At 65.1% G+C, this 24,789-nt stretch carries 25 protein-coding genes and 1 tRNA gene; 6 read left to right on the top strand and 20 right to left on the bottom strand.

Annotated features, from left to right (window positions below):
- Positions 1–18: 18 nt before the first annotated feature.
- From B0I08_RS10940 to B0I08_RS10890, 11 genes are all read right to left on the bottom strand, one after another.
- The gene (locus B0I08_RS10940) at positions 19–582 is read right to left on the bottom strand and encodes a DUF3618 domain-containing protein (RefSeq protein ID WP_106212731.1); all 564 of its coding nucleotides are present in this window, start codon (positions 580–582) and stop codon (positions 19–21) included.
- A complete protein-coding gene (locus tag B0I08_RS10935) occupies positions 579–995 on the bottom strand; it encodes a phage holin family protein (RefSeq protein ID WP_106212729.1) in 417 nt (138 codons plus the stop codon). The genes B0I08_RS10940 and B0I08_RS10935 overlap by 4 nt, the downstream gene beginning before the upstream one ends.
- The gene (locus B0I08_RS10930) at positions 992–1,849 is read right to left on the bottom strand and encodes a hypothetical protein (RefSeq protein WP_146134390.1); all 858 of its coding nucleotides are present in this window, start codon (positions 1,847–1,849) and stop codon (positions 992–994) included. Before B0I08_RS10930 ends, B0I08_RS10935 begins: the two co-directional genes overlap by 4 nt.
- A 482-nt stretch (positions 1,850–2,331) precedes the next feature.
- Positions 2,332–4,497, bottom strand: coding sequence for an ATP-dependent Clp protease ATP-binding subunit (locus B0I08_RS10925; protein ID WP_106212725.1), 2,166 nt, complete (start codon positions 4,495–4,497; stop codon positions 2,332–2,334).
- A gap of 543 nt (positions 4,498–5,040) precedes the next feature.
- Positions 5,041–5,229: a hypothetical protein gene (locus tag B0I08_RS10920; RefSeq protein WP_106212723.1), complete on the bottom strand. Its 189-nt coding sequence runs from the start codon at positions 5,227–5,229 to the stop codon at positions 5,041–5,043.
- Between the two features lie 143 nt (positions 5,230–5,372).
- On the bottom strand, positions 5,373–6,539 hold the full coding sequence (locus B0I08_RS10915; RefSeq protein WP_106212721.1) for a class I SAM-dependent methyltransferase: 1,167 nt from the start codon (positions 6,537–6,539) through the stop codon (positions 5,373–5,375).
- Positions 6,540–6,688: 149 nt separating this feature from the next.
- Positions 6,689–7,135, bottom strand: coding sequence for a heat shock protein transcriptional repressor HspR (locus B0I08_RS10910; RefSeq protein ID WP_106212719.1), 447 nt, complete (start codon positions 7,133–7,135; stop codon positions 6,689–6,691).
- A gap of 28 nt (positions 7,136–7,163) precedes the next feature.
- Positions 7,164–8,153: a DnaJ C-terminal domain-containing protein gene (locus tag B0I08_RS10905; RefSeq protein WP_106212717.1), complete on the bottom strand. Its 990-nt coding sequence runs from the start codon at positions 8,151–8,153 to the stop codon at positions 7,164–7,166.
- 9 nt (positions 8,154–8,162) lie between these two features.
- On the bottom strand, positions 8,163–8,924 hold the full coding sequence (locus B0I08_RS18055; RefSeq protein WP_245884755.1) for a nucleotide exchange factor GrpE: 762 nt from the start codon (positions 8,922–8,924) through the stop codon (positions 8,163–8,165).
- A gap of 3 nt (positions 8,925–8,927) precedes the next feature.
- A complete protein-coding gene (dnaK, locus tag B0I08_RS10895; protein ID WP_106212715.1) occupies positions 8,928–10,787 on the bottom strand; it encodes a molecular chaperone DnaK in 1,860 nt (619 codons plus the stop codon).
- A 140-nt stretch (positions 10,788–10,927) separates the two neighbouring features.
- Positions 10,928–11,473 carry a hypothetical protein gene (locus B0I08_RS10890; protein ID WP_106212713.1) on the bottom strand — a complete coding sequence of 182 codons (546 nt, stop codon included), beginning with the start codon at positions 11,471–11,473 and terminating at the stop codon, positions 10,928–10,930.
- 600 nt (positions 11,474–12,073) lie between these two features.
- Between B0I08_RS10890 and B0I08_RS10885 the strand changes: the two genes are divergently transcribed.
- The 4 genes from B0I08_RS10885 (at position 12,074) to B0I08_RS10870 (ending at position 16,054) form a co-directional block, all read left to right on the top strand.
- Positions 12,074–13,495: an MFS transporter gene (locus B0I08_RS10885; RefSeq protein ID WP_106212711.1), complete on the top strand. Its 1,422-nt coding sequence runs from the start codon at positions 12,074–12,076 to the stop codon at positions 13,493–13,495.
- 65 nt (positions 13,496–13,560) lie between these two features.
- Positions 13,561–14,349 carry an isocitrate lyase/PEP mutase family protein gene (locus B0I08_RS10880; RefSeq protein WP_106212709.1) on the top strand — a complete coding sequence of 263 codons (789 nt, stop codon included), beginning with the start codon at positions 13,561–13,563 and terminating at the stop codon, positions 14,347–14,349.
- Positions 14,350–14,456: 107 nt separating this feature from the next.
- A complete protein-coding gene (locus B0I08_RS10875; RefSeq protein WP_106212707.1) occupies positions 14,457–14,894 on the top strand; it encodes a MarR family winged helix-turn-helix transcriptional regulator in 438 nt (145 codons plus the stop codon).
- A 170-nt stretch (positions 14,895–15,064) separates the two neighbouring features.
- Entirely contained in the window at positions 15,065–16,054 is a 990-nt protein-coding gene (locus tag B0I08_RS10870) for a septum formation family protein (protein ID WP_106212705.1), read from the top strand.
- A gap of 11 nt (positions 16,055–16,065) precedes the next feature.
- Here B0I08_RS10870 and B0I08_RS10865 read toward each other — a convergent pair whose 3' ends face one another.
- From B0I08_RS10865 to B0I08_RS10845, 6 genes are read right to left on the bottom strand one after another with little or no spacing between them, the layout of a single operon-like run.
- Positions 16,066–16,935: a prenyltransferase gene (locus B0I08_RS10865; RefSeq protein ID WP_219905647.1), complete on the bottom strand. Its 870-nt coding sequence runs from the start codon at positions 16,933–16,935 to the stop codon at positions 16,066–16,068.
- Positions 16,922–17,227, bottom strand: a complete 306-nt coding sequence (locus tag B0I08_RS10860; protein WP_106212703.1) for a lycopene cyclase domain-containing protein — start codon at positions 17,225–17,227, stop codon at positions 16,922–16,924. The genes B0I08_RS10865 and B0I08_RS10860 overlap by 14 nt, the downstream gene beginning before the upstream one ends.
- Positions 17,224–17,604 carry a lycopene cyclase domain-containing protein gene (locus B0I08_RS10855; RefSeq protein WP_106212701.1) on the bottom strand — a complete coding sequence of 127 codons (381 nt, stop codon included), beginning with the start codon at positions 17,602–17,604 and terminating at the stop codon, positions 17,224–17,226. Before B0I08_RS10855 ends, B0I08_RS10860 begins: the two co-directional genes overlap by 4 nt.
- Before the next feature lie 2 nt (positions 17,605–17,606).
- Positions 17,607–19,367, bottom strand: a complete 1,761-nt coding sequence (crtI, locus tag B0I08_RS10850) for a phytoene desaturase family protein (RefSeq protein WP_181243390.1) — start codon at positions 19,365–19,367, stop codon at positions 17,607–17,609.
- Entirely contained in the window at positions 19,364–20,230 is an 867-nt protein-coding gene (locus tag B0I08_RS17800; protein ID WP_181243389.1) for a phytoene/squalene synthase family protein, read from the bottom strand. The genes crtI and B0I08_RS17800 overlap by 4 nt, the downstream gene beginning before the upstream one ends.
- On the bottom strand, positions 20,227–21,297 hold the full coding sequence (locus B0I08_RS10845) for a polyprenyl synthetase family protein (RefSeq protein ID WP_106212699.1): 1,071 nt from the start codon (positions 21,295–21,297) through the stop codon (positions 20,227–20,229). The genes B0I08_RS17800 and B0I08_RS10845 overlap by 4 nt, the downstream gene beginning before the upstream one ends.
- A 21-nt stretch (positions 21,298–21,318) precedes the next feature.
- Here B0I08_RS10845 and idi point away from each other — a divergent pair, with 21 nt between their 5' ends.
- Positions 21,319–21,840 carry an isopentenyl-diphosphate Delta-isomerase gene (gene idi / locus B0I08_RS10840; protein ID WP_106212697.1) on the top strand — a complete coding sequence of 174 codons (522 nt, stop codon included), beginning with the start codon at positions 21,319–21,321 and terminating at the stop codon, positions 21,838–21,840.
- Between the two features lie 60 nt (positions 21,841–21,900).
- Here idi and dcd read toward each other — a convergent pair whose 3' ends face one another.
- On the bottom strand, positions 21,901–22,509 hold the full coding sequence (dcd, locus tag B0I08_RS10835) for a dCTP deaminase (RefSeq protein ID WP_106212695.1): 609 nt from the start codon (positions 22,507–22,509) through the stop codon (positions 21,901–21,903).
- Positions 22,510–22,563: 54 nt separating this feature from the next.
- Here dcd and B0I08_RS10830 point away from each other — a divergent pair.
- Positions 22,564–22,634, top strand: a tRNA-Gly gene (locus B0I08_RS10830).
- 60 nt (positions 22,635–22,694) lie between these two features.
- On the opposite strand, the gene yiaA is transcribed toward B0I08_RS10830, so the two are convergent.
- Both yiaA and B0I08_RS10820 read right to left on the bottom strand, forming a co-directional pair.
- A complete protein-coding gene (gene yiaA / locus B0I08_RS10825; RefSeq protein WP_106212693.1) occupies positions 22,695–23,150 on the bottom strand; it encodes an inner membrane protein YiaA in 456 nt (151 codons plus the stop codon).
- Between the two features lie 195 nt (positions 23,151–23,345).
- Positions 23,346–24,713: a glucose-6-phosphate dehydrogenase gene (locus B0I08_RS10820; RefSeq protein ID WP_106212691.1), complete on the bottom strand. Its 1,368-nt coding sequence runs from the start codon at positions 24,711–24,713 to the stop codon at positions 23,346–23,348.
- Positions 24,714–24,789: the final 76 nt, after the last annotated feature.

Below are 24,789 nucleotides of genomic sequence, written 5' to 3'. Positions count from 1 at the left end.
AACTCACAGAGCCCGCGATCAGTTGCCCGCGACCCGGTCTTTCGCCTCGGTCGCGGACTGGGTCACATCGTCCTTGGCTGATGCGGTCTCCGACTTCACGGCGTCCACCGCGTCGGTCGCGACACCCTTAACGCTTTCCGCAGCATCCGTCGCCGGGCCACGCAAATTCTCCGCGACCTCCTTCGCGGCATCTGTCGCCTCGTGGAGCAGTGGTTCGGCAGCCTCCTTCGCTGACGCGGCCAGCTCCTTCTCCTTGTCACTGGCCGGAATCAGCGAGGCGACGAGTAAGCCAACACCGAACGCGATCAGCCCGACCGCGAGCGGGTTGCCCTTTGCCTGGTCGACCGCCTTGCCGGGTGCGCCGGTAACCCCATCGAGGCCGGATGATGCGGAATCCTGTACATCGGACACCACACCCATCACGCGGTCCTTGGCAGAGCCAAACGCGTTCTTCACTTTTGCCTTCTCGCGATCCACAATCTTCGACGGGGTCACCTTGTCGGCCAACGCGTCGACATCGCTGCCGAGTTCGTTGCGGGTACGCTCAATGTCGGCGCGGATCTGGTCGGGGTTGTCGCTCATCGGTTTTCCTCATTCTTTTTCAACGTTTCAGGGATCTTCTTCAGCGAGTCCACGGTCTGGGGCGCACCCTGGACCGTCTTCATTTCCTTCTTGCCCCGGAGGTACAGCACGAGAGCGATCAAGCCCCAGATTGCGGCCACCACGACGGCGGACCAGCCGTTGTCAATCAGATGCCCGAGCCCCCACCACAGGGCAATGGACAGGAACAGCACGGCCATAAAGCCCGCGTAGCCCGCACCGCCCAACAGCCCGGCGCCTTTACCCGCGCGCTTGGCCGACTCGGTCAACTCGGCCCGTGCAAGAGCAATTTCCTGGCGCATCAGGGTCGAGAGGTCGCGGGTCACCTCCGCAAGGAGCTCTCCGAGGGATGTCCGCGCCGCCTTATCCTCGGACGGAGTGGGCGCGTCGGTCACGGTCGACGCTCCCCACGGAGGGGGTCCGTCCCGAGCGGGTTGGTGCCCAGCGGGTCGGTGCCCAGCGGATCGGAACCGAGCGGACGCCCGGCCACGAAGCCGGCATCACCGCCGACCCCGGTCACCGTCGGCGGCGTTCCACTGACGGGCGGGGCGGCAACATGGGTCGCCGGGGACGTGGCGCGGCGCGCGGTGGATGACGTAGACGTCGATGGGGCGGATGCCGCGTCCGAATCATCATCGTCGCCGCCAGACACCAGGGACCGAGTGAGGCGCCCCGCGAGGACTCCCGCTACAGCGGCGAGACCGATAAAGGTTCCGGGCTTGCGGCGCGCGAAGTCCCGCACATCGTCGAGTAGCGTGCCCGGGTCGCGGTCCTCCAGCCAGGACGCCACGCCGCTGGCGCGGCTGGCGACCTGCTGCACGAGGTCAGCGGCCACTCCGCCGCCGTCGGAGTTGTCAGCCATCGACTTGAGCTCGTCGCTGAGGGTATGGAGGCCTGCGGCAGCGCGTTGCTGCTGGGCACCCGCCTGTTCCTTCAGCTCGCTGGAGGTCTGCTTGAAGAGGTCCTTCGCCTGCGTCTTCACCTCGCCGGCGACCTTGCTCGCCTCCTCCTTCGCGGTTCCCGCGACCTGCTGGGTGGCTTCCTTGGCGTCTCCCGCAACGTGAGACGCCTGCTCCTTGGCCTTCGCGCCCGTGCCCGAATCAGAACTCGAGCCGGACCCGAAGCCCGAGCCGACGCCCGCGCTCGCGCCCGATCCGGAGTCGAAGACGACCGGCGGCGAGGTTCCTGCGGAGGCTGGGGTTCCCGGCGTGGCGCCGGCCGGAGGCACTGGTGGGTAACTGTTAGACATCTTTGTCCTTCTCTGCGTCCGTTTTTTGTTGTTTCAGGAGGTGCGACCGTTTCGCACCCTTGTGCACTCGAGGCACCGCGACATCCACCGCGCCTCGAGAGTTTTTGGTTGTCAAAGCGAGCTGGGGGGCTAGGCCATCCACCGCGCCGTACTCGTCTGCGCTGACGTTCTATTGAGCGCGGTACCGTCGCGAGACCGCTAGGGGTTGACGGTGTATCGGGCTGGGGCTACTTTAAGGGCGCGAAAAATACCCCGGACTGGGCTGGATCGTCAACCCCCAGAACGCGGGATTCCGTCCTCGCAGGTAAGGGAACCGGGACACACCTTTGTCACAGGCAGCTGCGTCGCCGACTCGGCGCGAGAAGGCGACAACCGGCCCGCTGCCTTTCCGTCCATCCTCGGCGACGTGCTCCGCATCGCGCCCGTCTCGCAGTCCTCGGGCGCGGGGCGGCCGGACGTGAATCCAGCCGCCCCGCAGTCGGTCAGGCGACCGGCACGTCGCTTCGCTCGACCGTGAGCGCCTCACCGAAGACGTCGAGGTCGACCCGCACGACGTCGCCGTCGCGGATCTCCCCGCCCAGCAGGCCACGGGCCAGCTTGTCGTCGATCTCGCGCTGCATCAGGCGACGCAGCGGCCGCGCGCCATAGATCGGGTCGTAGCCACGCTCGGCCAGCCAGCTGCGCGCGTCAGGAGTCACCGCGAGCGTCAGTCGACGGTCGGTGAGACGGCGGCCGAGCCGGTCGACGTACAGCGACACGATCTGGGCAAGATCCTCGGCGCTCAGCGGCGAAAACACCACGATGTCGTCGAGCCGGTTGACGAACTCGGGCTTGAACGCCTGGCGCACGAGCAGTTGCACGGCCTCGTTCTTCTGCTCCCAGGTGAGGTCTGGGTCGACGAGGTACTGGCTACCGAGGTTCGACGTCATCACCAGGATCGTGTTTCGGAAGTCGACCGTGCGACCCTGGCCATCGGTCAGCCGCCCATCATCCAACACCTGCAAGAGAACATCGAAGACCTCGGGGTGCGCCTTCTCGACCTCGTCAAGGAGGATGACCGAGTAGGGACGCCGCCGCACGGCCTCGGTCAGCTGGCCGCCCTGCTCGTATCCGACGTAGCCGGGGGGCGCTCCGACGAGACGCGAGACGCTGAACTTCTCGCCGTATTCGCTCATGTCGATGCGAACCAGGGCCTTCTCGTCATCGAACAGGTACTCGGCGAGCGCCTTCGCCAGCTCGGTCTTGCCCACGCCGGTCGGTCCGAGGAACATAAACGATCCGGTCGGACGATCGGGGTCGGAGATGCCCGCGCGCGTGCGCCGAACGGCCTCGCTGACCGCGCGCACCGCCGTTTTCTGCCCGATGAGGCGGCGACCGAGCTCGCCCTCGAGGTTCAGCAGCTTCTCCGTTTCGCCCGCCAGGAGCCGGCCCACCGGAATTCCGGTCCACGCGGCGATCACCTCGGCGATGTCCTCACCGGTGACCTGCTCGCTCACCATCCGCACCCCCTCGAAGGGCTCGGCGCTTTCGGCCTCGGCCAGCGCGCGCTTCACGTCCGGAATCTGCCCGTACAGCAACCGCGATGCCTTCTCGAGATTGCCCTCGCGCTGGGCCCGCTCGGCCTCCATCTCGAGATTGTCGAGTCGCTTCTTCAGTTCACCGACCTTGTTGATGGAGGCGCGTTCCTTCTCCCAGCGCTCCTGAAGGCCGGCAAGCTCGGTGCTCTTGTTGGCCAGGTCGTCGCGGAGGGTCGCGAGGCGCGCCTTGGACGCATCATCTTTCTCGCGCTTGAGAGCGAGTTCCTCCAGCTTGAGCCGATCGACGGAACGGCGGAGCTGGTCGATCTCGACGGGTGAAGAGTCGATCTCCATCCGCAGGCGAGACGCGGCCTCATCGATCAAGTCGATGGCCTTGTCCGGGAGCTTGCGGCCGGTGATGTAGCGGTTGGACAGCGCCGCAGCGGCAACGAGCGCGCCGTCCTCGATCGTGATCTGGTGGTGCGCCTCATAACGACCCTTGAGCCCACGGAGGATCGCAATCGTGTCTTCCACCGACGGCTCCCCGACGAACACCTGCTGGAACCGTCGCTCGAGAGCGGCATCCTTCTCGATGTACTGGCGATACTCGTCGAGCGTGGTCGCCCCGATCAGGCGCAGCTCTCCCCGGGCCAGCATGGGCTTGAGCATGTTGGATGCCGCGACGGAACCTTCCCCGCCCCCGGCACCCATCAGGGTGTGCAGTTCGTCAACGAAGGTGATGATCTCACCGTTGGCGTCGTTGATCTCCTTCAGTACTGCCTTGAGGCGTTCCTCGAACTCGCCGCGGTACTTCGCCCCGGCGACGAGCGCAGCCAGGTCGAGCGCGACGAGTTGTTTGCCCTTGAGTGAGTCCGCGACATCCCCCGCCACAATGCGCTGGGCAAGCCCCTCGACCACGGCAGTTTTTCCGACGCCGGGTTCGCCGATGAGCACGGGATTGTTCTTGGTGCGGCGGGTGAGCACCTGGCTGACCCGACGGATCTCGGCATCGCGACCGATGACGGGGTCGAGCTTGCCGCTGCGGGCGATGTCGGTGAGATTGACGCCGTACCGTTCGAGGGCGGTCTTCTGCTCCTCACCCGAGGCGGGAGCACCTTGCATGTTGGCCATTGTGCGCGCTTCCTTGCATGTTGCGTTCTGCTGTGTGCACTGCGCTGGGTGATCCAGGTGGCATATCCCACGGATGCCCGACCGGGAGATCTTCGAGCGGATGCCCCGTAGCGCAGTGTCGTGCAAAGTTGAGTTGGACAGGCTCAAGTTTACTACGAGTCCGGTCCGCGGTGCAGGGTGCGAGCACAGCGAATCGGGAGTTCGTGGCGACGAGGGCGAGTTCGCAGTGGTCTCGGGCGGTCGACCCGGCACTCGCGCGGTCGACCCGGCACTCGCGCGCGGTCGACCCGGTCGATTCTGACGCCACCCGACACGGTTATCGCTCCGAAGCCGCACTGTGCACGCGGGAGCGGGAGTCAGAGTCCAGAACGCCGACAGGACAGTTGCCGACCGCAGCGGGAGTTCTCGCCCGTCCACCGGACAGTCCCGTCGCGCCTTTTGCGATTTTTCGCCCACGACTGGCCGCTCGGCGCAGCGCCTTGTCGACAGCTGGCCGCTCGGCGAAGCGCTCTATCGACGACTGGCCGCTCGGCGCGTAGAGAACTAGCCGATGCCGAAGTTCCGGGGCGTGGTGTTCTCGATCTCGCGGCGGGTTCGATCAACTTCGGGCGACGGCGGCACCGGCGGAAGCCCGAATGGGTCGGGCGGCAAGTCCCGCCCGCCGCGGAGTCGATTCACCAGCGCCCCGACCGCGGAGATGGCCCAACCGGAAGCATTGAGCGGACTAAGCATGCTGGTCCCTTCTGGTTGGCGCCGGCGGCGCGAACTGGTGACGCGAGCCCACGGCAACAACTGGTGGCGAGAGCGGTTACAGCCCCAGTCAACCCGGTCCAGCGCAGAACGCAACGCCCCAGTTCTGACGCAAGCGCCGAACGCTACTCGCGCGTCGACACCATCACGCTGAACTTCGCGTTGCGGGCAACCTGGCGGGTGGGACCGACCACGCGCGACAGCGTGCTGCGGTAGCCGAGGTGCGAGTTGAACACGGTCCACAGCTCGCCACCGACGCGAAGCACTCGCCCGGCCTCCTCGAACAACTTCAGCGCCTCGCCCAGGTGCACGGTTCCCTCGATGTGGAACGGCGGATTCAGCAGGATCAGATCGGCACTGCCATCGGCCTGCTGGTACAGCCCGTTGTCGCGCACCACGGTGATACGGTCGGCGACGCCGTTGGCTTCCGCCGTTGCAATGGTGGATGTCACAGCCGCCCATGACTGGTCCGTCGCAATGATCTGCAGCTCGGGTCGTTGCTTCGCGAGCATGGTCGCAAGAATGCCCGTTCCGGAGCCGAGGTCGATCGCGGTACGCGCCTCGGGAAGCATCTGCTCGGTCACCTCCAGCAAAAACCGCGTGCCGATGTCGAGCTTGGTGCCAGCGAACGCCCCGCCGTGGGCGCACACCCAGATGCCGAGGTCGCTGTTGAACTCCCGTCGCGGGAATGCGTCGGCAAGCGATTCAACGGGAGAGGCGGATGCCGCGGCGGCCGGACGCACGGGCTCCCGCGCGATCAGCACGCGTGCCTTCTGGCGGGCGTGCGAGATGTCCAGGCGGCCGAAGTACTTCTTCAGCACATCGTTCATCGCGGGAGTGAGGTGCTTGATGCGGTTGCCAGCGAAGACCACAACGTCGTCCGCCGCATTCGCCGCGATCAGTGCCGCGATTTCCTCGAGTGCGTCGAGGCCGCGGGGCAGGCGGAGGAGGATGATCCGGGCGCCCGCAACAAGCTCGGCGTCGAGCGTGTGGTGGCTGTAGCCCTCGATACCGAGGTCTTCTGCGTTGTAGTCGAGTGCGTGCTCGCCGGTGACACGATCCTGATGCACGCGCACGGCGGCTGCACCGAAGCGCGAGATGGCGCCGAGCGTGAGGGCGCCGTAGCTGTCGCCGATGATGACAACCTCGCCGGGCTGAGCTTCCTGCAGGGCGGAGGCTGCCTCATCGAGCAGCAGGCGGTCGGCCGCGTCGGTGGCGAAGAGGTTGTCGGCCTCGACGTCCGGAAACCGGCGCAGGTCGAGGTCGGGAGTGGAATCAGGCTCGGAGGGCATTAGTCAAGGATCGCACCTCTGCGCCACGAGGCCAGTCCGATTCAACGAGAGGGCCGACTCGACCAGCCAATCCGTTCGCCGAGCGAATCCGTTCGCTGAGCCAATCCGTATCGGTGTCGTCGACCCGACCAGCCAACTCATTCGCCGAGCTAGTCCGTATCGGTGTCGTCGACGGGCACGGCGCCCCGGGCAAGCGGACGCCAGACGACGACCGCGGTGTTGCGGCGCAGCCGGGTTCCGGCCTTGAGGGAGATGACGTCGCCCGCGCTGCCAGCGGCGAATACGCGGCGTCCCGGACGGTTGAGCATTTCGTCAGCGAGCGCGGATTCGAGCCCCCGAACCCGGTCGGCGAGGTAGGCAACCTGGTTCTCGAGCTCGACGATGCGGCGGATGCCTTCTAGGTTGAGACCCTCAGCGCTGAGCCGGGCAATCTCTCGCAGCTGAGCGACATCCCGCATCGAATATCGACGGGACTTGCCGGCGGTACGCGTCGGGCTCACCAGGCCAAGGCGGTCGTACTGGCGGAGGGTCTGCGGGTGCATCCCAGCCAATTCGGCCGCCATGGCGATGGCGAACACCGGCGCGTACTCATCCATTACAGGCGTTCCCGTGCGGTGCGTTCCATTACAGGTTCGCTCTGCTGATCATTTCGGTGCGAGGGTTCTCGTCGGGCATCGCGGCGGCGAACGCCTCGAGAGCGGTGCGCGCGTCCGCGGGCAGGTGGCTGGGAACAGCAACCTGCACGTTCGCGAGCAGGTCGCCCGTGCCCTTGGGAGTGCTGACGCCGCGACCCTTGACCCGCAGGATCCGGCCACTGGGCGTACCGGGAGCAACCCGCAAGCGCACGGGATCCCCTCCGAGAGTTGGAACCTCGATGGTGGCGCCGAGGGTGGCCTCCACGAAGGTCACCGGTACGTCAACCCGAAGGTTCAGCCCGTCACGCTCGAACACCGGGTGCTTGCGCACGCTCACTTCGAGCACCAGGTCGCCGGCTTCTCCACCATCAATGCTCGCCTCGCCCTTGCCCTTGAGTCGGATCTTCTGTCCGTCGCTGACCCCGGCTGGGATCTTGACCTTCATCGGTTTACCGCCCGAGGGCTGCAGGCTGATGGTGTCGCCCTGAATTGCGGTGATGAAGTCGAGCGTGGTGCTGGCGACGAGGTCGCGCCCCTTGAGGGGTCCGCCCGCGCCGCGGAATCCACCGGTGCTCTGACCGAAGCCGCCGCCGCCGAACATGCCGCCGAGCAAGTCCTCGAAGCCAGGGTTGGATTGGAATCCAGCCCGACCACCCCGAGGTGCTCCCTGGTTGAACATTCCGCCGAACACGTCCTCGAACCCTCCCGGCTGGCCTCCGCCGCCCGCTGTGAAGCGAGCGCCGGAGCCCATTGCGCGGATCTGGTCGTATTCCTTACGCGTCTCAGGATCGGCGAGAACGGAGTGCGCCTCGCTGATCTCCTTGAACTTGGATTCCGACTTGGCGTCCCCCGGGTTGGAGTCCGGGTGATACTGCCTCGCCAGCTTGCGATACGTCTTTTTCAGTTCTGCCTCGGAGACATCCTTCGAGACACCAAGGACCTTGTAGAAATCCTTGTCGAACCAGTCCTGGCTTGCCATGGCGCGGCCCTAGTCCTGAGGGACGAGGACTGCGACCTTGGCGGCGCGGATCAGACGGTCGCCCAGTGCATAGCCCGTTTCAATGACGTCAGCGATGGTGTTGACCTTGACGTCAGCGGACGGAACCTGGACCAGTGCTTCGTGGAAGTGCGGGTCAAAGGGCTCGCCCTTTTCCCCGACCGAGCGCAGGCCGTACTTCTCGAAGCCGCTGTGGATCTTCTGGGCAACCAGCTCCAGCGGACCACCGGTGAGGTCGCCGTGCTTTTCGGCACGGGCCAGATCATCGATTGCCGGGAGCATCGAACGGATTACCTCGACGATGACCGCTTCACGGTTGGCGACGCGGTCCCGCTCGACGCGGGTACGGAAGTTGACCAGCTCGGCCTGGGCGCGCAGCATGTCGTTGCGCATCTCGGCGACGAGGTCCTTCTCACCCTCTTCGATGAACTTGACCTCCTCGTCGGTCAGCGTGATGACCTCGGGGGCGTCGCCTTCGGCAGTCGCCCCCTTCGCGGACGCACCGTCGGAACCAGCACCCTCCGGCACGGAACCCTCGGAGACAGTGCCCTCCGGCACAGTGCCCTCGGGGTTTTCCGGCGTGACGCCCGCGGGCGCTTCCGCGTTCGAGGTCTCCACGTCGGGGCCCTCGGCCTCGATCAGGTCCTCCGCAGAATCAACTGCGGCGGTATCCCCGTCCTCGGAGTGCGGCTGCGGCTCTGCCGGAACGACTGGCTCGTCGGACGAGTTCCTCTTCTTCTTGTCCTTTGCCATGGGCTACTTCTTGGTGTCGGGCTCGTCGTCAACGACCTCGGCATCAACGATGTCCTCGTCGCTGGCGGGCTCGGCCGGGGTTTCCTCGGCCGGTGCGTCTGAAGCGGATGCCTGCTCGCTCGCGTAAATGGCAGCACCAAGCTTCTGCTGCGACTCAGTCAGCTTGTCGAACGCGGTCTTCACTGCGGCCTCGTCGTCTCCGGCGAGCGCGGACTTGAGCGCGTCGACATCCGCCTGCACCTCGGACTTGACGTCTTCTGGCAGCTTCTCGTCGTTGTCCTTGATCAGCTTGTCGATCGAGTAGGCGAGCTGCTCGGCGTTGTTGCGAACCTCAGCGGCCTCGCGGCGTGCCTTGTCCTCGGCGGCGTGCTCTTCGCCCTCGCGAACCATGCGCTCGATGTCATCCTTCGAGAGCGAGGAACCACCGGTGATGGTGATCGACTGCTCCTTGCCGGTGCCCTTGTCGCGGGCGTGAACCTGGACGATGCCGTTGGCGTCGATGTCGAAGGTGACCTCGACCTGCGGAACGCCGCGGGGTGCCGGTGCGATGCCTTGCAGCTCGAACGTTCCGAGCGGCTTGTTGTCGCGGGTGAACTCGCGCTCGCCCTGGAAGACCTGGATCGCTACGGACGGCTGGTTGTCGTCGGCCGTGGTGAAGGTCTCGCTGCGCTTGGTCGGGATAGCGGTGTTGCGCTCGATCAGCTTGGTCATGATGCCACCCTTGGTCTCGATACCGAGGCTCAGGGGGGTGACGTCGATGAGCAGAACGTCCTTGCGCTCGCCCTTCAGAACGCCGGCCTGGAGAGCGGCGCCGACGGCGACGACCTCATCCGGGTTGACGCCCTTGTTGGGCTCCTTGCCGCCGGTCATCTTCTTGACGAGCTCCTGCACGGCGGGCATACGGGTCGATCCACCAACGAGAACCACGTGGGAGACCTCGGAAACCTTGACTCCGGCTTCCTTGATGACGTCCTCGAACGGCTTGCGGGTGCGCTCAAGGAGGTCCTTGGTGAGGTCCTCGAACTTCGCACGCGTCAGGGTCTCATCGAGGTTGGCGGGGCCGTTCTCAGTGAGGGAGAGGTACGGAAGCTGGATCGTGGTGCTGGTCTGCGAAGAGAGTTCCTTCTTGGCCTGCTCGGCAGCTTCCTTGAGGCGCTGCTTGGCGATCTTGTCTGTGGAGACGTCGACTCCGGTGGTCTCCTTGAACTTGGTGACCAGGTAGTCGACAACGCGGGCGTCCCAGTCGTCTCCACCGAGGCGGTTGTCACCGGCGGTCGAGCGAACCTGAATGGTCGAGAACTCGTCGTCCTTGCCCACCTCCAGGAGGGAAACGTCGAACGTTCCACCACCGAGGTCGAAGACCAGGATGAGCTCGTCTTCCTTGCCCTTGTCGAGGCCGTACGCGAGAGCGGCAGCGGTCGGCTCGTTGATGATGCGGAGCACGTTGAGGCCGGCAATCTCACCGGCGTCCTTCGTGGCCTGGCGCTCGGCGTCGTTGAAGTACGCGGGAACGGTAACGACTGCGTCGGTTACGGGCTCTCCGAGGTACTGCTCGGCGTCACGCTTGAGCTTCGCGAGAATACGTGCCGAGATCTCCTGGGGCGTGTACTTCTTGCCGTCGACGTCGGTGGTCCAGTTGGTACCCACGTGACGCTTTACGGACGTGATGGTGCGGTCGACGTTGGTGACGTTCTGGCGCTTGGCGGTCTCACCGACCAGCACCTCGCCATCCTTGGTGAACGCCACGACCGACGGCGTGGTGCGGAATCCTTCAGCGTTGGCGATAACGGTGGGTTCTCCACCTTCGAGGACGGCAACTACCGAGTTGGTGGTTCCGAGGTCGATTCCTACTGCTCGAGCCATGTGGGCTGTACTCCTTACGAGAATGCGGGGAGCGAGGACTTGAGCCTCGCTGTATCAAGTTTCTATGCGCGAGGAATCGCTGTCAAGTTCAGCAGCTGAAAGCTGAGTGTGAGTGGCTCAAGTTATTGGTATGAGGTGATTTAGTCCTGCGCGGCGGGTTGCTCCTGCGCGGCGGGCAGCTCCTGCGCCGCGGGTAGCTCCGCTGCTTCGCGCTTTTTGGGCCTGCATGCCTGCTGCGGTTGGCGCTTTGACAAATCCGGCAGCGAGTTCACCGCGACCGCGACCGCGGATTCGTACTGCCAGCGGTCGAACTCGAACGGGCCGAATCCGGAGTAGTCCCGGTCGGGTCGATGTTCCTGCGAGAAGTCAGACCATGCAACGAGAGCGTCGGTCACGGTGATGCGCGCGGTGAGAGGCCAACATCCGACTTCCCTGCAGCTGCACCCGAGAAGCCACGCCTCACCGGGTGCCGGCCACTGGCTGGCGCCAAGCCCCAGGTAGTACAGGGATAGGTCACCGAACCGAAAAAGTGCCGGAAAGATGCCGCCGTAGCCACCGGCCACGTCGAACTCGCGGCTCTCCTCAAATGACTTGGCGAGATCGGCGAGAGACACGCCATCCACCTCGGGGGTCAGGGACCCTTCCCAGCCGTCTACCTCCACCTTGATGCTCAGTTGGTTCGTCATATCGTCAGCATTTCACCGAGTCGAATTGCGAGGTCACTCTCAGCGCTCGGTTGACCCGCTGTACTTCGAATCGTGAGGCCGACGACACCTGCCGTTTACCGCCGATGCGGCGCAGGCAGCGGCCCAGCGTTCGGCGCCGCTGCGGCGGACCGTACGACGCGGGATGACGACGCCGCACGGCCGTACTCGCTCGACCAAACCTGACACCTCACTCCCCCTGGGCCGTTCCAGGCGCGCTCCAGCCGAAGTGCCACGATTAGTCGAAACTCGTGAAAAAGTACGACGAATTGGGCCACCTCACCCACGAGGAGCGACGAAGCGGGACACTTCAAACTCGGGCCAGCGACGAAACCTGACACTTGAAGTTCTGGCCAGCGACGAAACGTGTCACTTCAAATTCTGGCCAGCGACGAGACATGACACTTCAGCTAGGCAGAGACAAATCGTGGCACCTCACGTTTTGGGCGGGCGACAAAACCTGACACTTGAGCGGATTGTTGCGCCCACGCCCGGACCCCGAATCGAGAGCGCACAACCAGTCGGTCTACTGGAGTGCAGGCTCATCCCCGGGAGTTTGCACAGGGCCACTACTCTGTGTCCATGAGCACCCCCACCCCCCACGACGCGAACCTGATCCCCGGCGGATCCGCAGCAGCCCCGGCAGCCACCGGCGCTCTCGCCCGCGTCGGGCTCGAGCTGCAAGAGGGCAAGGTCATTCCCCGCAGGCAGGTCATTTCCTGGGCGCTTTGGGACTGGGCCAACCAGCCCTTCAACACCGTGGTCCTCACCTTCATTTTCACCGCCCTCTACCTGACGACGGAGGTATTCCTCCCGGATGGCCTCGCGTCGCTGCCCGACGGTGATGCGGCGAAGGAGGCCGGGCTCGCCGAACTCGCGAGCGGCCTCGGCCTCGGCGGAACGATCGCCGGGCTTGTCATCTTGCTGATCGCGCCGATCCTCGGCCAGCGTGCCGATACGTCCGGCGGTCGCAAAAGGGGCCTCCTGATCGCCTCGGCCGCGGTCGTCGTCTCGATGGCGCTGCTGTTCTTTGTCGAAGCATCCCCCGCATACTTCGTGCTGGGTGTCGCGCTCGTCTCGATCGGCAGCGTGTTCAGCGAGATCGCCGGCGTCAACTACAACGCCATGCTGGTGCAGGTCTCCACACCGAAGACCGTTGGCAAGGTCAGCGGGCTGGGTTGGGGTCTCGGCTATATCGGCGGCATTCTCGCCCTTGTGCTGGTTGTGGTCGCGTACTCTTCCGACTGGTTCGGCCTTCCACAGGAGGAGGGGCTGCCGTTCCGACTCGTCGCCGTCGGTTGCGCGGTGTGGACCGTGGTGTTCACCATCCCTCTCATTCTGAACGTGCCGGAGATCGCCCCGGCCCCCGGCCGCGAGCGCGTCAGCTTCTTGGGTAGCTATGTCGTGTTGGTGAAAGACATCGTCCGCATCTACCGCGAAGCCCGTCCCACCTTCTGGTTTCTGCTCGCCAGTGCCGTCTACCGCGATGGGCTCGCCGGGGTTTTCGCCTTCGGCGCCATCATCGCCAGCCTCGTTTTCGACTTCCAATTCTTGGAGGTCGTTATCTTTGGCATCGCGGCCAACCTCGTGGCTGGAATAAGCACGGTTATCTCTGGGCGCTTCGATGACCGATTCGGCCCCCGCGCCGTCATCATTACCGCGCTGGTGGGGCTCGTCGTTGCCGGCACGGCCACCTTCCTGCTGCACGACGCCGGAAAAACGACGTTCTGGGTCTTCGGCCTCGCGCTCTGTCTCTTCGTCGGCCCGGCCCAATCCGCCAGCCGTTCCCTGCTGATGCGCCTCACCCCGGCCGGCCGCGAGGGCGAGATTTTCGGCCTATACGCCACCACCGGCCGTGCGGCCAGCTTTATGTCGCAGGCAGCCTGGACGATCCTCATCGCCATCTTCGGCGCCGTCTACTGGGGCATCCTCGGGATCGTGTCCATTATCTTGATCGGGCTGGTCATGATGCTGTTCGTCTCCGCGGGCAAAAAGGTCTCCTAGGCAACTGCAAACGACTCATCTCATCGGCAGATGATTCATCCAGACTTCCCGTCAATGATGGGGAGATGACTACTACCGCCGAAAAGGCCGAACTGCTTCTGTCGCTGCACGTTCCCGGCACTCCCCTCATCGTCAGCAACGTATGGGACGCCGTGACCGCCCGCATCGTCTCCGACGTCCCCGGAGTGAAGGCGCTTGCCTCCGCGAGCCACTCCGTGTCTTTCGCCCACGGCGTCGAAGACGGTGAAGGCCTCTCCGTTGACCAGGCGATCGCCGCAGCCAAGGTCATCATCGATGCCACCGACCTCCCCGTCTCCGTCGATTTCGAAAAGGGTTACGCAAAGGACGCGGCTGGCGTTGAGGCCAACGTGACCCGCCTGATCGAGGCTGGCGCTGCCGGAATCAACATCGAAGACAGCGTCGGAGCGCCCAAGGCCCCAACGTTCCCGATCGAGGAGGCCGCTGCCCGCGTTGCCGCCGCCCGCGCCGCTGCCGACAAGACCGGCGTCCCCCTCGTCATTAACGCCCGCGTCGATACCCTCGCCGGCGGTGGTGAGTGGGACGACGCCGTCGCACGTGCCAACGCCTACCTCGACGCGGGAGCAGACGTCATCTTCTTCCTCGGCCTCGGCACGGAAGAGCTGGTCACCAAGGCCCTGTCCGAGGTGCACGGCAAAATTTCCGTGATCGGAAAGCCGGACGGGGTCCCGCTCGCGAAGCTGGCCGAACTCGGCGTCTCGCGCGTGAGCTTTGGGCCCCAAACCCTCGGCCTCACGCTCGCGCACCTCAGCGCGGCCGCCGCGCAGCTCACCGCTCTCGGCGAGTACCCCAAGGAGCTCGGTTTCGACTTCTAGCAAACGTGGTGGATGTCGGTGCCCGAGTCTCGCGGACGCGACATCCACCACACTTTATTGGCACGAAGTTCCTTCATTTTTCGCCCGAAAATGTCTAATCTGAAGCTATGACTGATCAACGTCCGATCGGATTCTGGCTCAAGCTCGTCGACCGCATGATCGATGAGCGTTTCGCGTCCACGCTGGAAGAACACGGCGTTACCCGACGGCAGTGGCAGCTGTTGACCGTACTCTCTCGCGGGAGTGCAACGGTTGACGAGTTGGATGCCGCGGTCGCGCCGTTTCTGTCGACGGTTGAAGGCGAATCGTCGACCGAGCACCTCGGCGAACTCATTGAGAGCGGGTGGGTGACTGCAGCCGATGGGCCCTCGGCCGAGGGCCGGTATGAGATCACCGAACGCGGCTCCACCGCGTACACTCGGCTGGCTGAAGTGGTCGCGGCGAATCGGGAGATTGCCACCGAGGGTGTGAGCGACGCGGAGTACGCCACGACTATCACCACCCTCGAGCAGGTCGCGCGCAACCTCGGCTGGAACGACGTGTGACTGAAACGCTGTGTAGCTAAACGACGGGTCGGCTGGAACAACGTGTAGCTGCCGCCGCACCACTCGTCGGCACCCCGGCGGCCGCCGCACTCCTTGCGGGAGTACGCAGAGTTTTCCACAAATTCTGCCTCACCCGGTTTGGACGTTGCTGTCCGCGCAACGATCAGGGGATGGAACTCCATCCTCATGATCCTCGCAACGCCGCGCGGCCCCTGTCGGTATGGCTCTGCAACGCGGTGTGCCTCACGGCGATCTTCGCCGCTGCGCTATTTCTCACCGGGTGCGCGCAATCTCAGTGGACCGTTGGTGCGGCGTCCGTAGGTGCGTCGGCGGCCGACGAGAACAGCGCCGACCCGTCAGCGGCCGGGTCTGCCTACCTGCCGTCGCTCTCGCCGAAGGTGTTCGGCCGCTGCTGGGTCGCAACGGCTGACGAGGTGGGGGCGTGGCGCACCTGGCGTGGGGGTGAGTACGTTCCGTGCAGCGAGGAGCACACCACCTATACCTACGCGGCGGAGGATTTGCCCGCGGAATTGCTCGACGAGATGCGGGCGAGCACCTCGGACGCCGCAGACAGCGCCCTCCAGGTGCGCATCGACGATGCGATACGTGACATCTGCGGCTCGCGCTTCGACGATCTCTTCCCGCGGCTGACCGAACGTCAGGTGCTCGTGCAGTGGTTCTCGTTTCTCCCCACGGATGCCGAACGGGACGCCGGGGCGCGATGGGTCCGGTGCGACGTCGCACAATACGCGCCCGATTCCGGCACCGGCGAGCTTGAATTGGCCGCGCTTCCGGCGAGCATTCACGACCTTGTCCTGGCTTCGTTCACCTCACCAGACGACTTCCAGTACTGTCGCTGGGCGCCCGGATCGTCGGCGGACGTCGGCCCGCAACAGACGCAAGGCAGCCAGCCCACCGCCTGCACCGAATCCGCGCGCTGGCTCTTCGACGGCATGCACCCACTCGGCTACCCGGAAGAGGCGCCGTACCCCGGCGAGGAGGCACTCGTCGCCGCGGCAAACGCGACCTGCGATGCTGCGGCACGGCTCCGCGGCGAAGTGCAGGCACCGAGTGGGTGGTTCTATTACCCGTCTGCAGACAGTTGGGACGAAGGCGGCCGAACGGCGGCCTGTTGGTCGAATCTCGACCGGGTGGGGTGACCGAAACGGGGTCAGGCTGCGGTAATCCACCAGTAGGCGATGAGCAACATCGTGACGACAAAGCCCGAAACGAAGTTGAGCCAGAGGAAACGTCGCCAGCCACGGTTGGCTGTCTCGGCGGCGGCATCCGTCACGGACCAAAATGGGGCGCACATCAGCGCGTAGGGAACAACGAGCACCGACGCGATCGCAGCGGGAAACCCGGCGAAGAGCAGCAATGCTCCAGCCAGCAGATACGCGATCACGGACAGCCGCACGGTCGCGGCACCGCCGATAACCGTTGCAACCGAGCTGATGCCGCCCTCGCGGTCAGCAACGATGTCCTGCACAGCACCGAAGGCGTGGGACGCGATTCCCCACAGGAAGAAAGCGCCGAGTACCAGCCAGAGTTCCGGGGTGAAGGTGGCGCCCGCGAGAACCAATCCGTAGACCGCCGGAGATACAAAGTGGGTGCTCGAGGTGAGCGAGTCGACGAACGGCCGTTCCTTGAAGCGGAGGCCCGGCGCGGAGTAGGCAATGACGGCGAACACGCTCGCGGCAAGCACCAGCCAGGACAGCGGCGAGCCGACCCAGACGAGATATACCAGGAACGGAATATTAGTGATCGCCGCGGCCCAGAGCGTTGTGCGGTGCATCGACCGGTCGAGCAGGGCACCTTCGACGCCGCCCTTGCGCGGGTTACGCAGGTCGGACTCGTAGTCGAAGACGTCGTTGATGCCATACATCGCAAGGTTGTACGGGATGAGGAAGTAGATGGTGCCGAGCACCCAGACCAGGTCAATTTCGCGTGTCGTCGTCAGGTAGGCGGCGGCAAACGGAAAGGCCGTATTCACCCAGCTCAGCGGGCGGGAAGAGACGAAGAGCGCTTTAAGCGTGTTCACGGCGAGACCCCAACAGTGTCCAGAGCGATGGAAGGAGGATCACGGCGGCAACCGCGTAAGCAAAGTCCTCGAGCGGAGCGATGCCCACAAATGCCCCACTGATCAGGGACGAGTCGTACCCGACCAAACCGATGCTGATCATGATGTTGTCGAAGATCGCGGTCATCACGAGGAGTACCCCGGCCGTCAGGGCCACCGCCAGCCACGACGGTGCGCGCCTGGAGAACACGGCCGCCAGAGCGATGACAACCACCACCCCGAGGAAAATCGCGTTGAGCGCCCAGTAGGTCATCGGAGGTCGCTTCGTACCGGGGACGGTGCTGTGGTCGGGTTGTTTCGGGCAGCGCGACGTCGGCCCGCGGCATCCACCACACGCACGGCGGCGGCGAACACGTTCATCGTTTGGTAACAGAGCAGGATGAGGAAAAAGAGTTCCTCAACGGGCAGCTCCGGCGCGAGCTGGAGGCCCGTCATAAAGGACGTTTCGCCGCGGAAGAAGATGCCCAGGCCGATGCCGAAGAGGTCCCAGACGAGGAAGAACACGACGCCGGCAGCCAGAACGATACTCGCGCGGCGGGCATCCTGCCAGAAGAACAGGGTGAAGCGCCGGTCGAGCACGACCATGCCGGTGAGGGAGATCGCGAGGGCGCCGAGGTAGATCAGGCCCATGGTCAGTCCGCCGCGGGCGCCGGTTTGCGCGTCGACCCTGAAGCCTCGGCCGGCGCAGAGGCCTTGGCTGGCGCAGAGGCCTTGGCCGGCGCTGAAGCCTTGGCCGGCGCAGCCTGTGCAACAGCAGCGCTTGACGCGGCAGCCTTCGGCGAGACACGGGACGCAGTGGCGCGCAGCGGCTCGGCGAGCGGGCCGGTGCTGGTGTCCCCGCGAAGCCGTTTGACGAGAATCTCGGCGCTGATCAGGCACATCGGCAGGCCAATGCCGGGGATGCTGGATCCGCCGGCGTAGTACAGGCCGCGGACCTTCTTGCTGACGTTGCCGGCGCGGAAGAATGCACTCTGCTTCAGGGTGTGTGCGGGGCCCAGCAGCGTGCCCTTCCAGGAGTTGAGTTCCTCGACGAAGTTACGGGGACCGACCGTGCGTCGCACCGTGATGCGTTCGGCCAGGTCGGGAATGTTCGCCCAGGTCGCGATCTGGGTGATGACGTGGTCGGCGAGCGCCTCGATGCGCGCGTCGCCGTCGCCGTCAACGTCACCGCGGCCGATGGTCGGATCTGACGGGATCGGCACCAACACGAAAAGGTTGGTTGACCCCTCCGGAGCGGTGGCGGGGTCCACAACGCTCGGCTTGCACACGTACAGCGAAGCGGGCGTGGGCACACTGGTGTTTTTGCCGAAGATCGCCTCGAAGCCGCGCTGCCATTCCCTGGTGAACATCAGCGTGTGGTGCTCGAGTTCGGGCACCTCGCCGGTGACACCCAGGTACAACAGCAGGCCGCCGGGCCCGGCGGTGCTCTTCTCCCAGAAGCGTTCGGGGTAGGTCTGGTGCGCGGGCTCGAGCATGGCCGTTTCGGTGTGGTGCAGGTCGGCGGCGGAGACCACCAGGTCGGATTCAACGCGCTGCAGCGTGCCCGCTCCGTCGGTGTACTCGACACCCACGGTCGCGCCGTTCTCCACGAGGATGCGGCGCACGGCGGCGCCCGTGCGGATCTCCACTCCCTCGGCACGAGCGAGATCGGCGATCGACGAGATAACGCGGGTGAAGCCGCCCATCGGGTACAGCACACCGTCGCTCAGGTCGAGGTGGCTCATCAGGTGGTACAGGCTCGGGGTGATGTACGGCGAGGAGCCGAGGAAGACCGCGGGGTAGCCGAGCACTTTCTGCAGCCGGTCGTCCGACACCGTGCGCGCGGCCAGAGTTGCCAGGGGCTCCAGCAGCAGGCGACCCAGCTTTGCGCCGCGCGCGAGCACGTCGCGGGTGACCAGCGGCCGGAAGTCCTCGAACGTTGTGTAGAGGAATCGCTTCTTCGCGATGTCATAGGTGTCTTCCGCCGAGTCGAGATACGCATCGAGCTTGGCGCCTGCGCCCTTTTCGACACTCTCGAACAGTGCGATGTTGCCCTCGCGGGACGCAGCGATGTCGAGCGGCTGCTCCTCGCCCTCGAAATACACCCGGTAACCGGGATCGAGGGTTACCAGCGACAGCTGCTCATCCGAGCTGGTTCCCAGCAGCTTGTAGAAGTGGTCGAACACCTCGGGCATCAGGTACCAGGACGGGCCGGTGTCGAAGCGGAAGCCGTCGCGCTCCCAGCTTCCTGCCCTGCCGCCGAGCTCGTCGTTGGCTTCGAGCACGGTGACCCGGTAGCCGTCGCGGGCCAGCAGCGCGGCGGAGGCGAGTCCGCTGATGCCTCCACCGATCACCACAACGTGACGGGATCCAGCAGGACTCTCTGTTGGGATGCGTGCGGGCGCGGTACTCATGCTCGGGGTGTCCTTCCGATGGCGGCGGCGGCCGCTATGCGTAGTTTGACGGGATTGGGAACGCGGATGCGCGCCGCCACGAGTTTGTCGGAGGGTGTGGCGCGCAGCCGCGCCGCGAGCTCCGCGAACAATCCCTGCGCGAGGGCGACTGCCCGGCGGCTGCCCGCGGGCAGGTCGGGGATCACGGCCGCCGACACCCTCAGGTCGGCGTCGATGTCGTCGAGCAACCGGATCTTGTCAGCCTCGCTGAAGGATTCCACGCGGATCCCGGGGAAGTAGCTGCGTCCGAGCGCCTCGAAGTCGGCGGCGAGGTCGCGCAGAAAGTTGACCTTCTGGAACGCGGCGCCGAGGCTGCGGGCGCCGACCTCGAAGCGTTCCCGATCGGGCGCCGAGACATCCCGACCATGCAAGAAAGTACGCAGGCACATCAGCCCCACGACCTCGGCCGAGCCGTAGACGTAGCGGTCGAAGCTCTCCTGGTCGTGCACGGTCGCGCTCAGGTCGGTGCGCATCGACTCGAAAAACGGTGTGGTCAGCTCGCTGCCAAACCCGGTCTCGCGGGCGGTGAGTGCGAAGGCGTGCACCACGAGGTTGGCGCTGAAGCCGCTCTCCATCGCCAATTCGGTCTCGCGTTCGAGCTCGTTCAGTGCGCGAGAGGCCCCAACGGCGTCGAGTCCGGCTTCCATCGCGGGTCCGTCGACGATTTCGTCTGCCACCCGCACCAGCGCGTAGATGTTCTCGACATGCTGGCGCACACCCGTTTCGAGCAGGCGTGCGGCGAGACCGAAGGAGGTGGAGTAGCGGCGGATGACGATGCTGGCGGTCTCTTCTGCCACCCGGTCGTAGAGCGCGAGACGGGTCACTTGACCCGTCCAAGAACGGCGTCGGCGACCGGATGCAGCTCTGCACGGAGAGCCGGAGGGATGTGCGGTTCTGCCAGCCTCGCCAGCGCCCGGTTGGCGTAGTAGCGGGCGAGTCCCTGCGCGAACGACCGCGCTCCACTCGAAATAAACAGTTCGCGCACGGCGGCGGCCTCATCTTCGGTGAGATCGGATTTGCCGATCAGGGGCGCAATCGTGGGCCATTCTGCCGTGCTGGTGGCGTAGGCGACGAGCACGGTTCTCTTACCCTCGCGCAGGTCGCCGATGGTGGTCTTGCCGGTCTCCGCCGCCTCGCCGAACACGCCGAGCAGGTCGTCCACGATTTGGTATGCGATGCCGATCTCGCGGCCGAAGTCGCCGAGGGTGGTCACGACGTCCTCCGAGGCGCCGGCCAGGATCGCGCCCGCGCGCAGCGGGCACTCGAAGGAGTAGACCGCGGTTTTGAGGCGCTCCATCGTGAGGATGTCGTCGACGCGCGGCATGTCGGCAGCGATAGAAAACTCGACGTCGATCAGCTCGCCGGCCGCACTGGCGAACAACGCGTCATCCATCACCTCAAGAAGGCGTCCGCGCACGGCATCTCCCACCCCGCTGCGGTCGATGAGGCGGTAGGCGTTGAACAGGGCGAGGTCTCCGGCGATGACGGCCGCCGAAACTCCGTTGTGCTCGGCCACCTCGTTACTCGCGCCGGCGTCCAGTGCCCGGTTGCGAAAGGCGCCGGAAATGTTCGGGATGCCACGGCGCACGAAATCGTGATCGATGACGTCATCGTGCACGATCAGGGCCGTGTGCAGAAGCTCAAACGCGCCGCCGACGTAGGCCGCCGCCTCGAGATCTGTTCCCCCGAGCGCCTCGTAGGCCGCGAACACCATGCGCGGGCGAAACCGTTTGCCGCCGTTGGTGTTCTCTTCGAGCGATTCCCACAGCTGCACATACTCGGGGCCGAACGCCGCCGCCCGGTTCTTGGCTAGGCTAAAGAATCGATTCAGAACGCCATCGACCTGGGCTTGCCTCTGCTGGGCGACCGTTCGAAGGCCAGAACCATTCACCTAGGCAGACTACCGCGACCCATGACACATTTACCTGAGCAAGTCGTCCTGGTTGACGACGCCGGCTCCGCGATCGGCGTCGCCGACAAGATTGCCGTCCACACCGAGGACACCGCGCTTCATCTGGCATTTTCCTGCCACGTCTACAACCCGGACGGACAGCTGCTGGTCACCAGGCGTGCACTGTCGAAGCTGACCTGGCCCGGAGTGTGGACCAACTCGTTCTGCGGCCACCCCGCCCCCGGCGAGACCCAGGAGGCGGCGATTGCCCGTCGCGCCCAGCTCGAATTGGGCATCACCGTGACGGATCTTCAGCTTGTCATCCCGGATTTCCGCTACCGCGCCATCGACGCCAGCGGCATTGTCGAGAACGAGATCTGCCCCGTTTACCGCGCAATTACGGTGGATGTCCCTGAGCCAAACCCCAGCGAAGTAGCAGAGTTCGCGTGGGTCGAGCCGGAGCAGTTGCGGGCGGCCGCAGCATCCGCCCCCTATGCGTTTAGTCCCTGGCTCGGCTGGCAGCTCAGCCGCTGGCCCGACTAGCCGCGTTTACTCGGCCGGGGCGGCTGGCCCGACGTACTCGACCGGCCTGGCAGGCCCGGATTACTCGACAGGCGCGGCGTCGAGGTCGACGCGGGCAATTTCGGTGCGGTGAAAGTTCAGGTGCGAGCGGGAGGCCGTCGGTCCGCGCTGCCCCTGGTAGCGCGAGGAGTAGGCGCTCGATCCGTAAGGCTGCTCGGTCGGCGAGGTCAGGCGCATAAAGCAGAGCTGTCCGATCTTCATGCCGGGCCACAGCTTGATCGGCAGCGTCGCGACGTTGCTCAGCTCGAGCGTCACGTGCCCGGAGAACCCGGGATCAACAAAGCCCGCGGTGGAGTGCGTGAGCAGTCCGAGGCGTCCGAGCGAGCTCTTGCCCTCGAGTCGGGCTGCGATGTCATCGGGCAGGGTGACCCGCTCATAGGTGGACCCGAGCACAAACTCGCCCGGGTGAAGGATGAACGGCTCCCCCGGTTTCGCCTCGACCAGGCGGGTGAGATCGGGCTGGTCCTCCGCCGGGTCGATGAAGGGGTATTTGTGGTTGTCGAACAGCCGGAAGAATTGGTCGAGACGCACGTCGACACTGGACGGCTGGACCATCGCAAGGTCGAGCGGGTCGAGTCCGATGCGGCCGGAAGCAAGTTCGGACTTGATGTCCCGATCACTGAGAAGCATGGCGTCGAGACTACCGGAGCCGGGTAACATGGGTTCGTTGCCTCAGGCAGCCACGCGAGCGTAGTTCAATGGCAGAACTCCTGCTTCCCAAGCAGGTAGTGCGGGTTCGATTCCCGTCGCTCGCTCTCATTGAGCGCCGGAACATCGGGGTTCTTCCATCGACCGAATGCGGTTCCTCTCGGGGCTTAGTCGCCAGAGACTTTGCTGCTGTCTCTCTGCTGATACCCCGGATGCGCTGCATTCCAGGCAGCCAAATCCCGCACGTTTTTCTGAACCGCGATCACCGCGAACAGCGACATTGCGAAACTGACGCCGTAAAAGCCTTTCTCCGACAGGAGCATGCCGGCATTCCAGAGCCCGACCGCCAGCAGAGTCAGCGATGCCAGCAGCGAGAACCAGGCGATGCCGATATAAAGCCCGGTGACGGGGATGTTCTCAGCTCGATCCCGGACAGCTTTCTGCAGAGAAACGGCGGCGAACAGGCCAAAGAGGAACACCGTCAGGTAATAGCCCTGCTCGTTGAGCTCCATGTCCGCGTTCGACAACCCGATCATGTACACGGCGGTGCCTAGTACCAAGATGAACCACGACGCGCCGACAAACGCTGCTGTCGGACGACCTAGTTGATTTGAGTCAGTCATGTGTGTTCCCCGGGTTGCATCGGAATGGTGCGTCAGTCCGCGTGTGCGGATCTTGTCTCACCTTAGGGACATGCGGGCGATTTGACATCATTCGGTCTTGCTCTCGCCGTTTTGTCGTGTCCTCACGACGTTTCAGCGGGAGGCACAAATTCCCCGTCGAGCGATGTGACGGTCGCGCGCAATCGACGTTGCGCCTCAGCGCCAGTGCGACGGGCCCGCGCTGCCTGCCGGGTACTCGTCGAGCGGCACGTCACCGTTTTTCCACGCCTCGAGTATCGGGGTGATGATCCGCCAACATTCCTCGGCGACGTCCCCTCGCACTGAAATCGACGGGTCACTCGTGAGGATGCCCGCAAGGACCTCGCCGTAGGCGTCAAGCTGTCCGGCACTGAGGTCGGTCTCGAGTGAAACCGTCTCGAGGGTGAAAGGATCGCCCTCGCCGTTGACGTTGATGTCGAGCTTCATCCCGTTCGGGTCGAGCGCGATGTGCAGCCGCGTGGGTGCCGTGGCGCCGGTGAGCCCCGTGGGCAGATGGGGCACGGGTTTAAAGGTGACCACGATGTCCTTGCGGGTGTCATCGAGGGCCTTTCCCGAGCGCAAAACAATAGGAACCCCGGCCCACCGCCAGTTGTCTACCGTGAGGGTGATCTCGGCGAGGGTCTCGGTGTTGAGCTTCGGGTTGACGCCCGCTTCGTCCGCGTAGGCGGGTAGGTCGCGACCGTCGATTGTTCCGGCGGTGTAGCGCGCACGGCGAGCGACGAGGTGCGGGTCTCCGGTCCATAGGTGAGTCGCGCGGAGCGCCTGTGCCATCGATCCGCGTAGATCGTCGGAGTCGAGGGTCGACGGCGGTTCCATGGTGGTGAGGGCGAGCACCAGCAGCAGGTGGCTTTGGATCATGTCGACAAGCGCGCCCGCCTTGTCGTAGTACCCGGCGCGACTCTCCAGGCCGAGCTTTTCGTCGTAGCTGATCTCAATCTTCTCGACGTTTTCTGCGTTCCAGTTTTGCTCGAAGATGCGGTTCGCGAAGCGAAGGCCAAGCAGGTTCAACACAGTGGACTTGCCGAGGAAGTGGTCGACGCGGTGAACCCTCGACTCAGGCACAAGGCGCGAGACGAGCCGGTTGAGCGCAACCGCGCTTGCCAGGTCGGTGCCAAATGGCTTCTCCAGGGCGAGGGAGGTGCCCTCGGGGAGCTCGATGGTGTCAAGCGCGCGGCAGCTCGCCTCGGTCACGGCCGGCGGAAGCGCGAAGTACAGGGCGGGCGGGGTCGCGCATTCGCCGAGGATCTGGCGCAGATCGTCTGCGCTCGTGGCATCGGCGACTAGGTAGCGGCTTCGTGCGACCACGGGTTCAGTCGTCGCTGGATCCGCGCCACCCTTTGCGAAGGCCGTGCGGAGCATGTCCTGCCACGCCTCCGTGGAGATCGTCGCGTTGCTCGCACCGATCAGCTCGAGCTCGATGTCCCGGTCAGCCGCGAGAAGCTGACCGAGCCCGGGAAGAAGCAAGCGGGTACTCAGGTCTCCACCTGCGCCGAAAATTACCAAGGTTTTACGGTGTGCAGCCATTGTTCGAACCTAGTCGCACGACGAAGCCGCGGAGCGAACGCCGTGCGTATGTTCAGCAAGCTCACTCGAGGTTGCC

Source organism: Glaciihabitans tibetensis (assembly GCF_003003265.1).
In the GTDB taxonomy this organism is placed as follows: domain Bacteria; phylum Actinomycetota; class Actinomycetes; order Actinomycetales; family Microbacteriaceae; genus Glaciihabitans; species Glaciihabitans tibetensis.
The sequence above is the reverse complement of the archived record's forward strand: the minus strand, read 5'-3'. Positions and strand labels throughout refer to the sequence as shown.

Coding starts and splice junctions, on each gene's coding strand:
- B0I08_RS10940 (WP_106212731.1), bottom strand. CDS start 582: ATGAGCGACAACCCCGACCAGATCCGCGCCGACATTGAGCGTACCCGC.
- B0I08_RS10930 (WP_146134390.1), bottom strand. CDS start 1,849: ATGTCTAACAGTTACCCACCAGTGCCTCCGGCCGGCGCCACGCCGGGA.
- B0I08_RS10925 (WP_106212725.1), bottom strand. CDS start 4,497: ATGGCCAACATGCAAGGTGCTCCCGCCTCGGGTGAGGAGCAGAAGACC.
- B0I08_RS10920 (WP_106212723.1), bottom strand. CDS start 5,229: ATGCTTAGTCCGCTCAATGCTTCCGGTTGGGCCATCTCCGCGGTCGGG.
- B0I08_RS10915 (WP_106212721.1), bottom strand. CDS start 6,539: ATGCCCTCCGAGCCTGATTCCACTCCCGACCTCGACCTGCGCCGGTTT.
- B0I08_RS10910 (WP_106212719.1), bottom strand. CDS start 7,135: ATGGATGAGTACGCGCCGGTGTTCGCCATCGCCATGGCGGCCGAATTG.
- B0I08_RS10905 (WP_106212717.1), bottom strand. CDS start 8,153: ATGGCAAGCCAGGACTGGTTCGACAAGGATTTCTACAAGGTCCTTGGT.
- B0I08_RS18055 (WP_245884755.1), bottom strand. CDS start 8,924: ATGGCAAAGGACAAGAAGAAGAGGAACTCGTCCGACGAGCCAGTCGTT.
- dnaK (WP_106212715.1), bottom strand. CDS start 10,787: ATGGCTCGAGCAGTAGGAATCGACCTCGGAACCACCAACTCGGTAGTT.
- B0I08_RS10890 (WP_106212713.1), bottom strand. CDS start 11,473: ATGACGAACCAACTGAGCATCAAGGTGGAGGTAGACGGCTGGGAAGGG.
- B0I08_RS10885 (WP_106212711.1), top strand. CDS start 12,074: ATGAGCACCCCCACCCCCCACGACGCGAACCTGATCCCCGGCGGATCC.
- B0I08_RS10880 (WP_106212709.1), top strand. CDS start 13,561: ATGACTACTACCGCCGAAAAGGCCGAACTGCTTCTGTCGCTGCACGTT.
- B0I08_RS10875 (WP_106212707.1), top strand. CDS start 14,457: ATGACTGATCAACGTCCGATCGGATTCTGGCTCAAGCTCGTCGACCGC.
- B0I08_RS10870 (WP_106212705.1), top strand. CDS start 15,065: ATGGAACTCCATCCTCATGATCCTCGCAACGCCGCGCGGCCCCTGTCG.
- B0I08_RS10860 (WP_106212703.1), bottom strand. CDS start 17,227: ATGACCTACTGGGCGCTCAACGCGATTTTCCTCGGGGTGGTGGTTGTC.
- B0I08_RS10855 (WP_106212701.1), bottom strand. CDS start 17,604: ATGGGCCTGATCTACCTCGGCGCCCTCGCGATCTCCCTCACCGGCATG.
- crtI (WP_181243390.1), bottom strand. CDS start 19,367: ATGAGTACCGCGCCCGCACGCATCCCAACAGAGAGTCCTGCTGGATCC.
- idi (WP_106212697.1), top strand. CDS start 21,319: ATGACACATTTACCTGAGCAAGTCGTCCTGGTTGACGACGCCGGCTCC.
- dcd (WP_106212695.1), bottom strand. CDS start 22,509: ATGCTTCTCAGTGATCGGGACATCAAGTCCGAACTTGCTTCCGGCCGC.
- yiaA (WP_106212693.1), bottom strand. CDS start 23,150: ATGACTGACTCAAATCAACTAGGTCGTCCGACAGCAGCGTTTGTCGGC.
- B0I08_RS10820 (WP_106212691.1), bottom strand. CDS start 24,713: ATGGCTGCACACCGTAAAACCTTGGTAATTTTCGGCGCAGGTGGAGAC.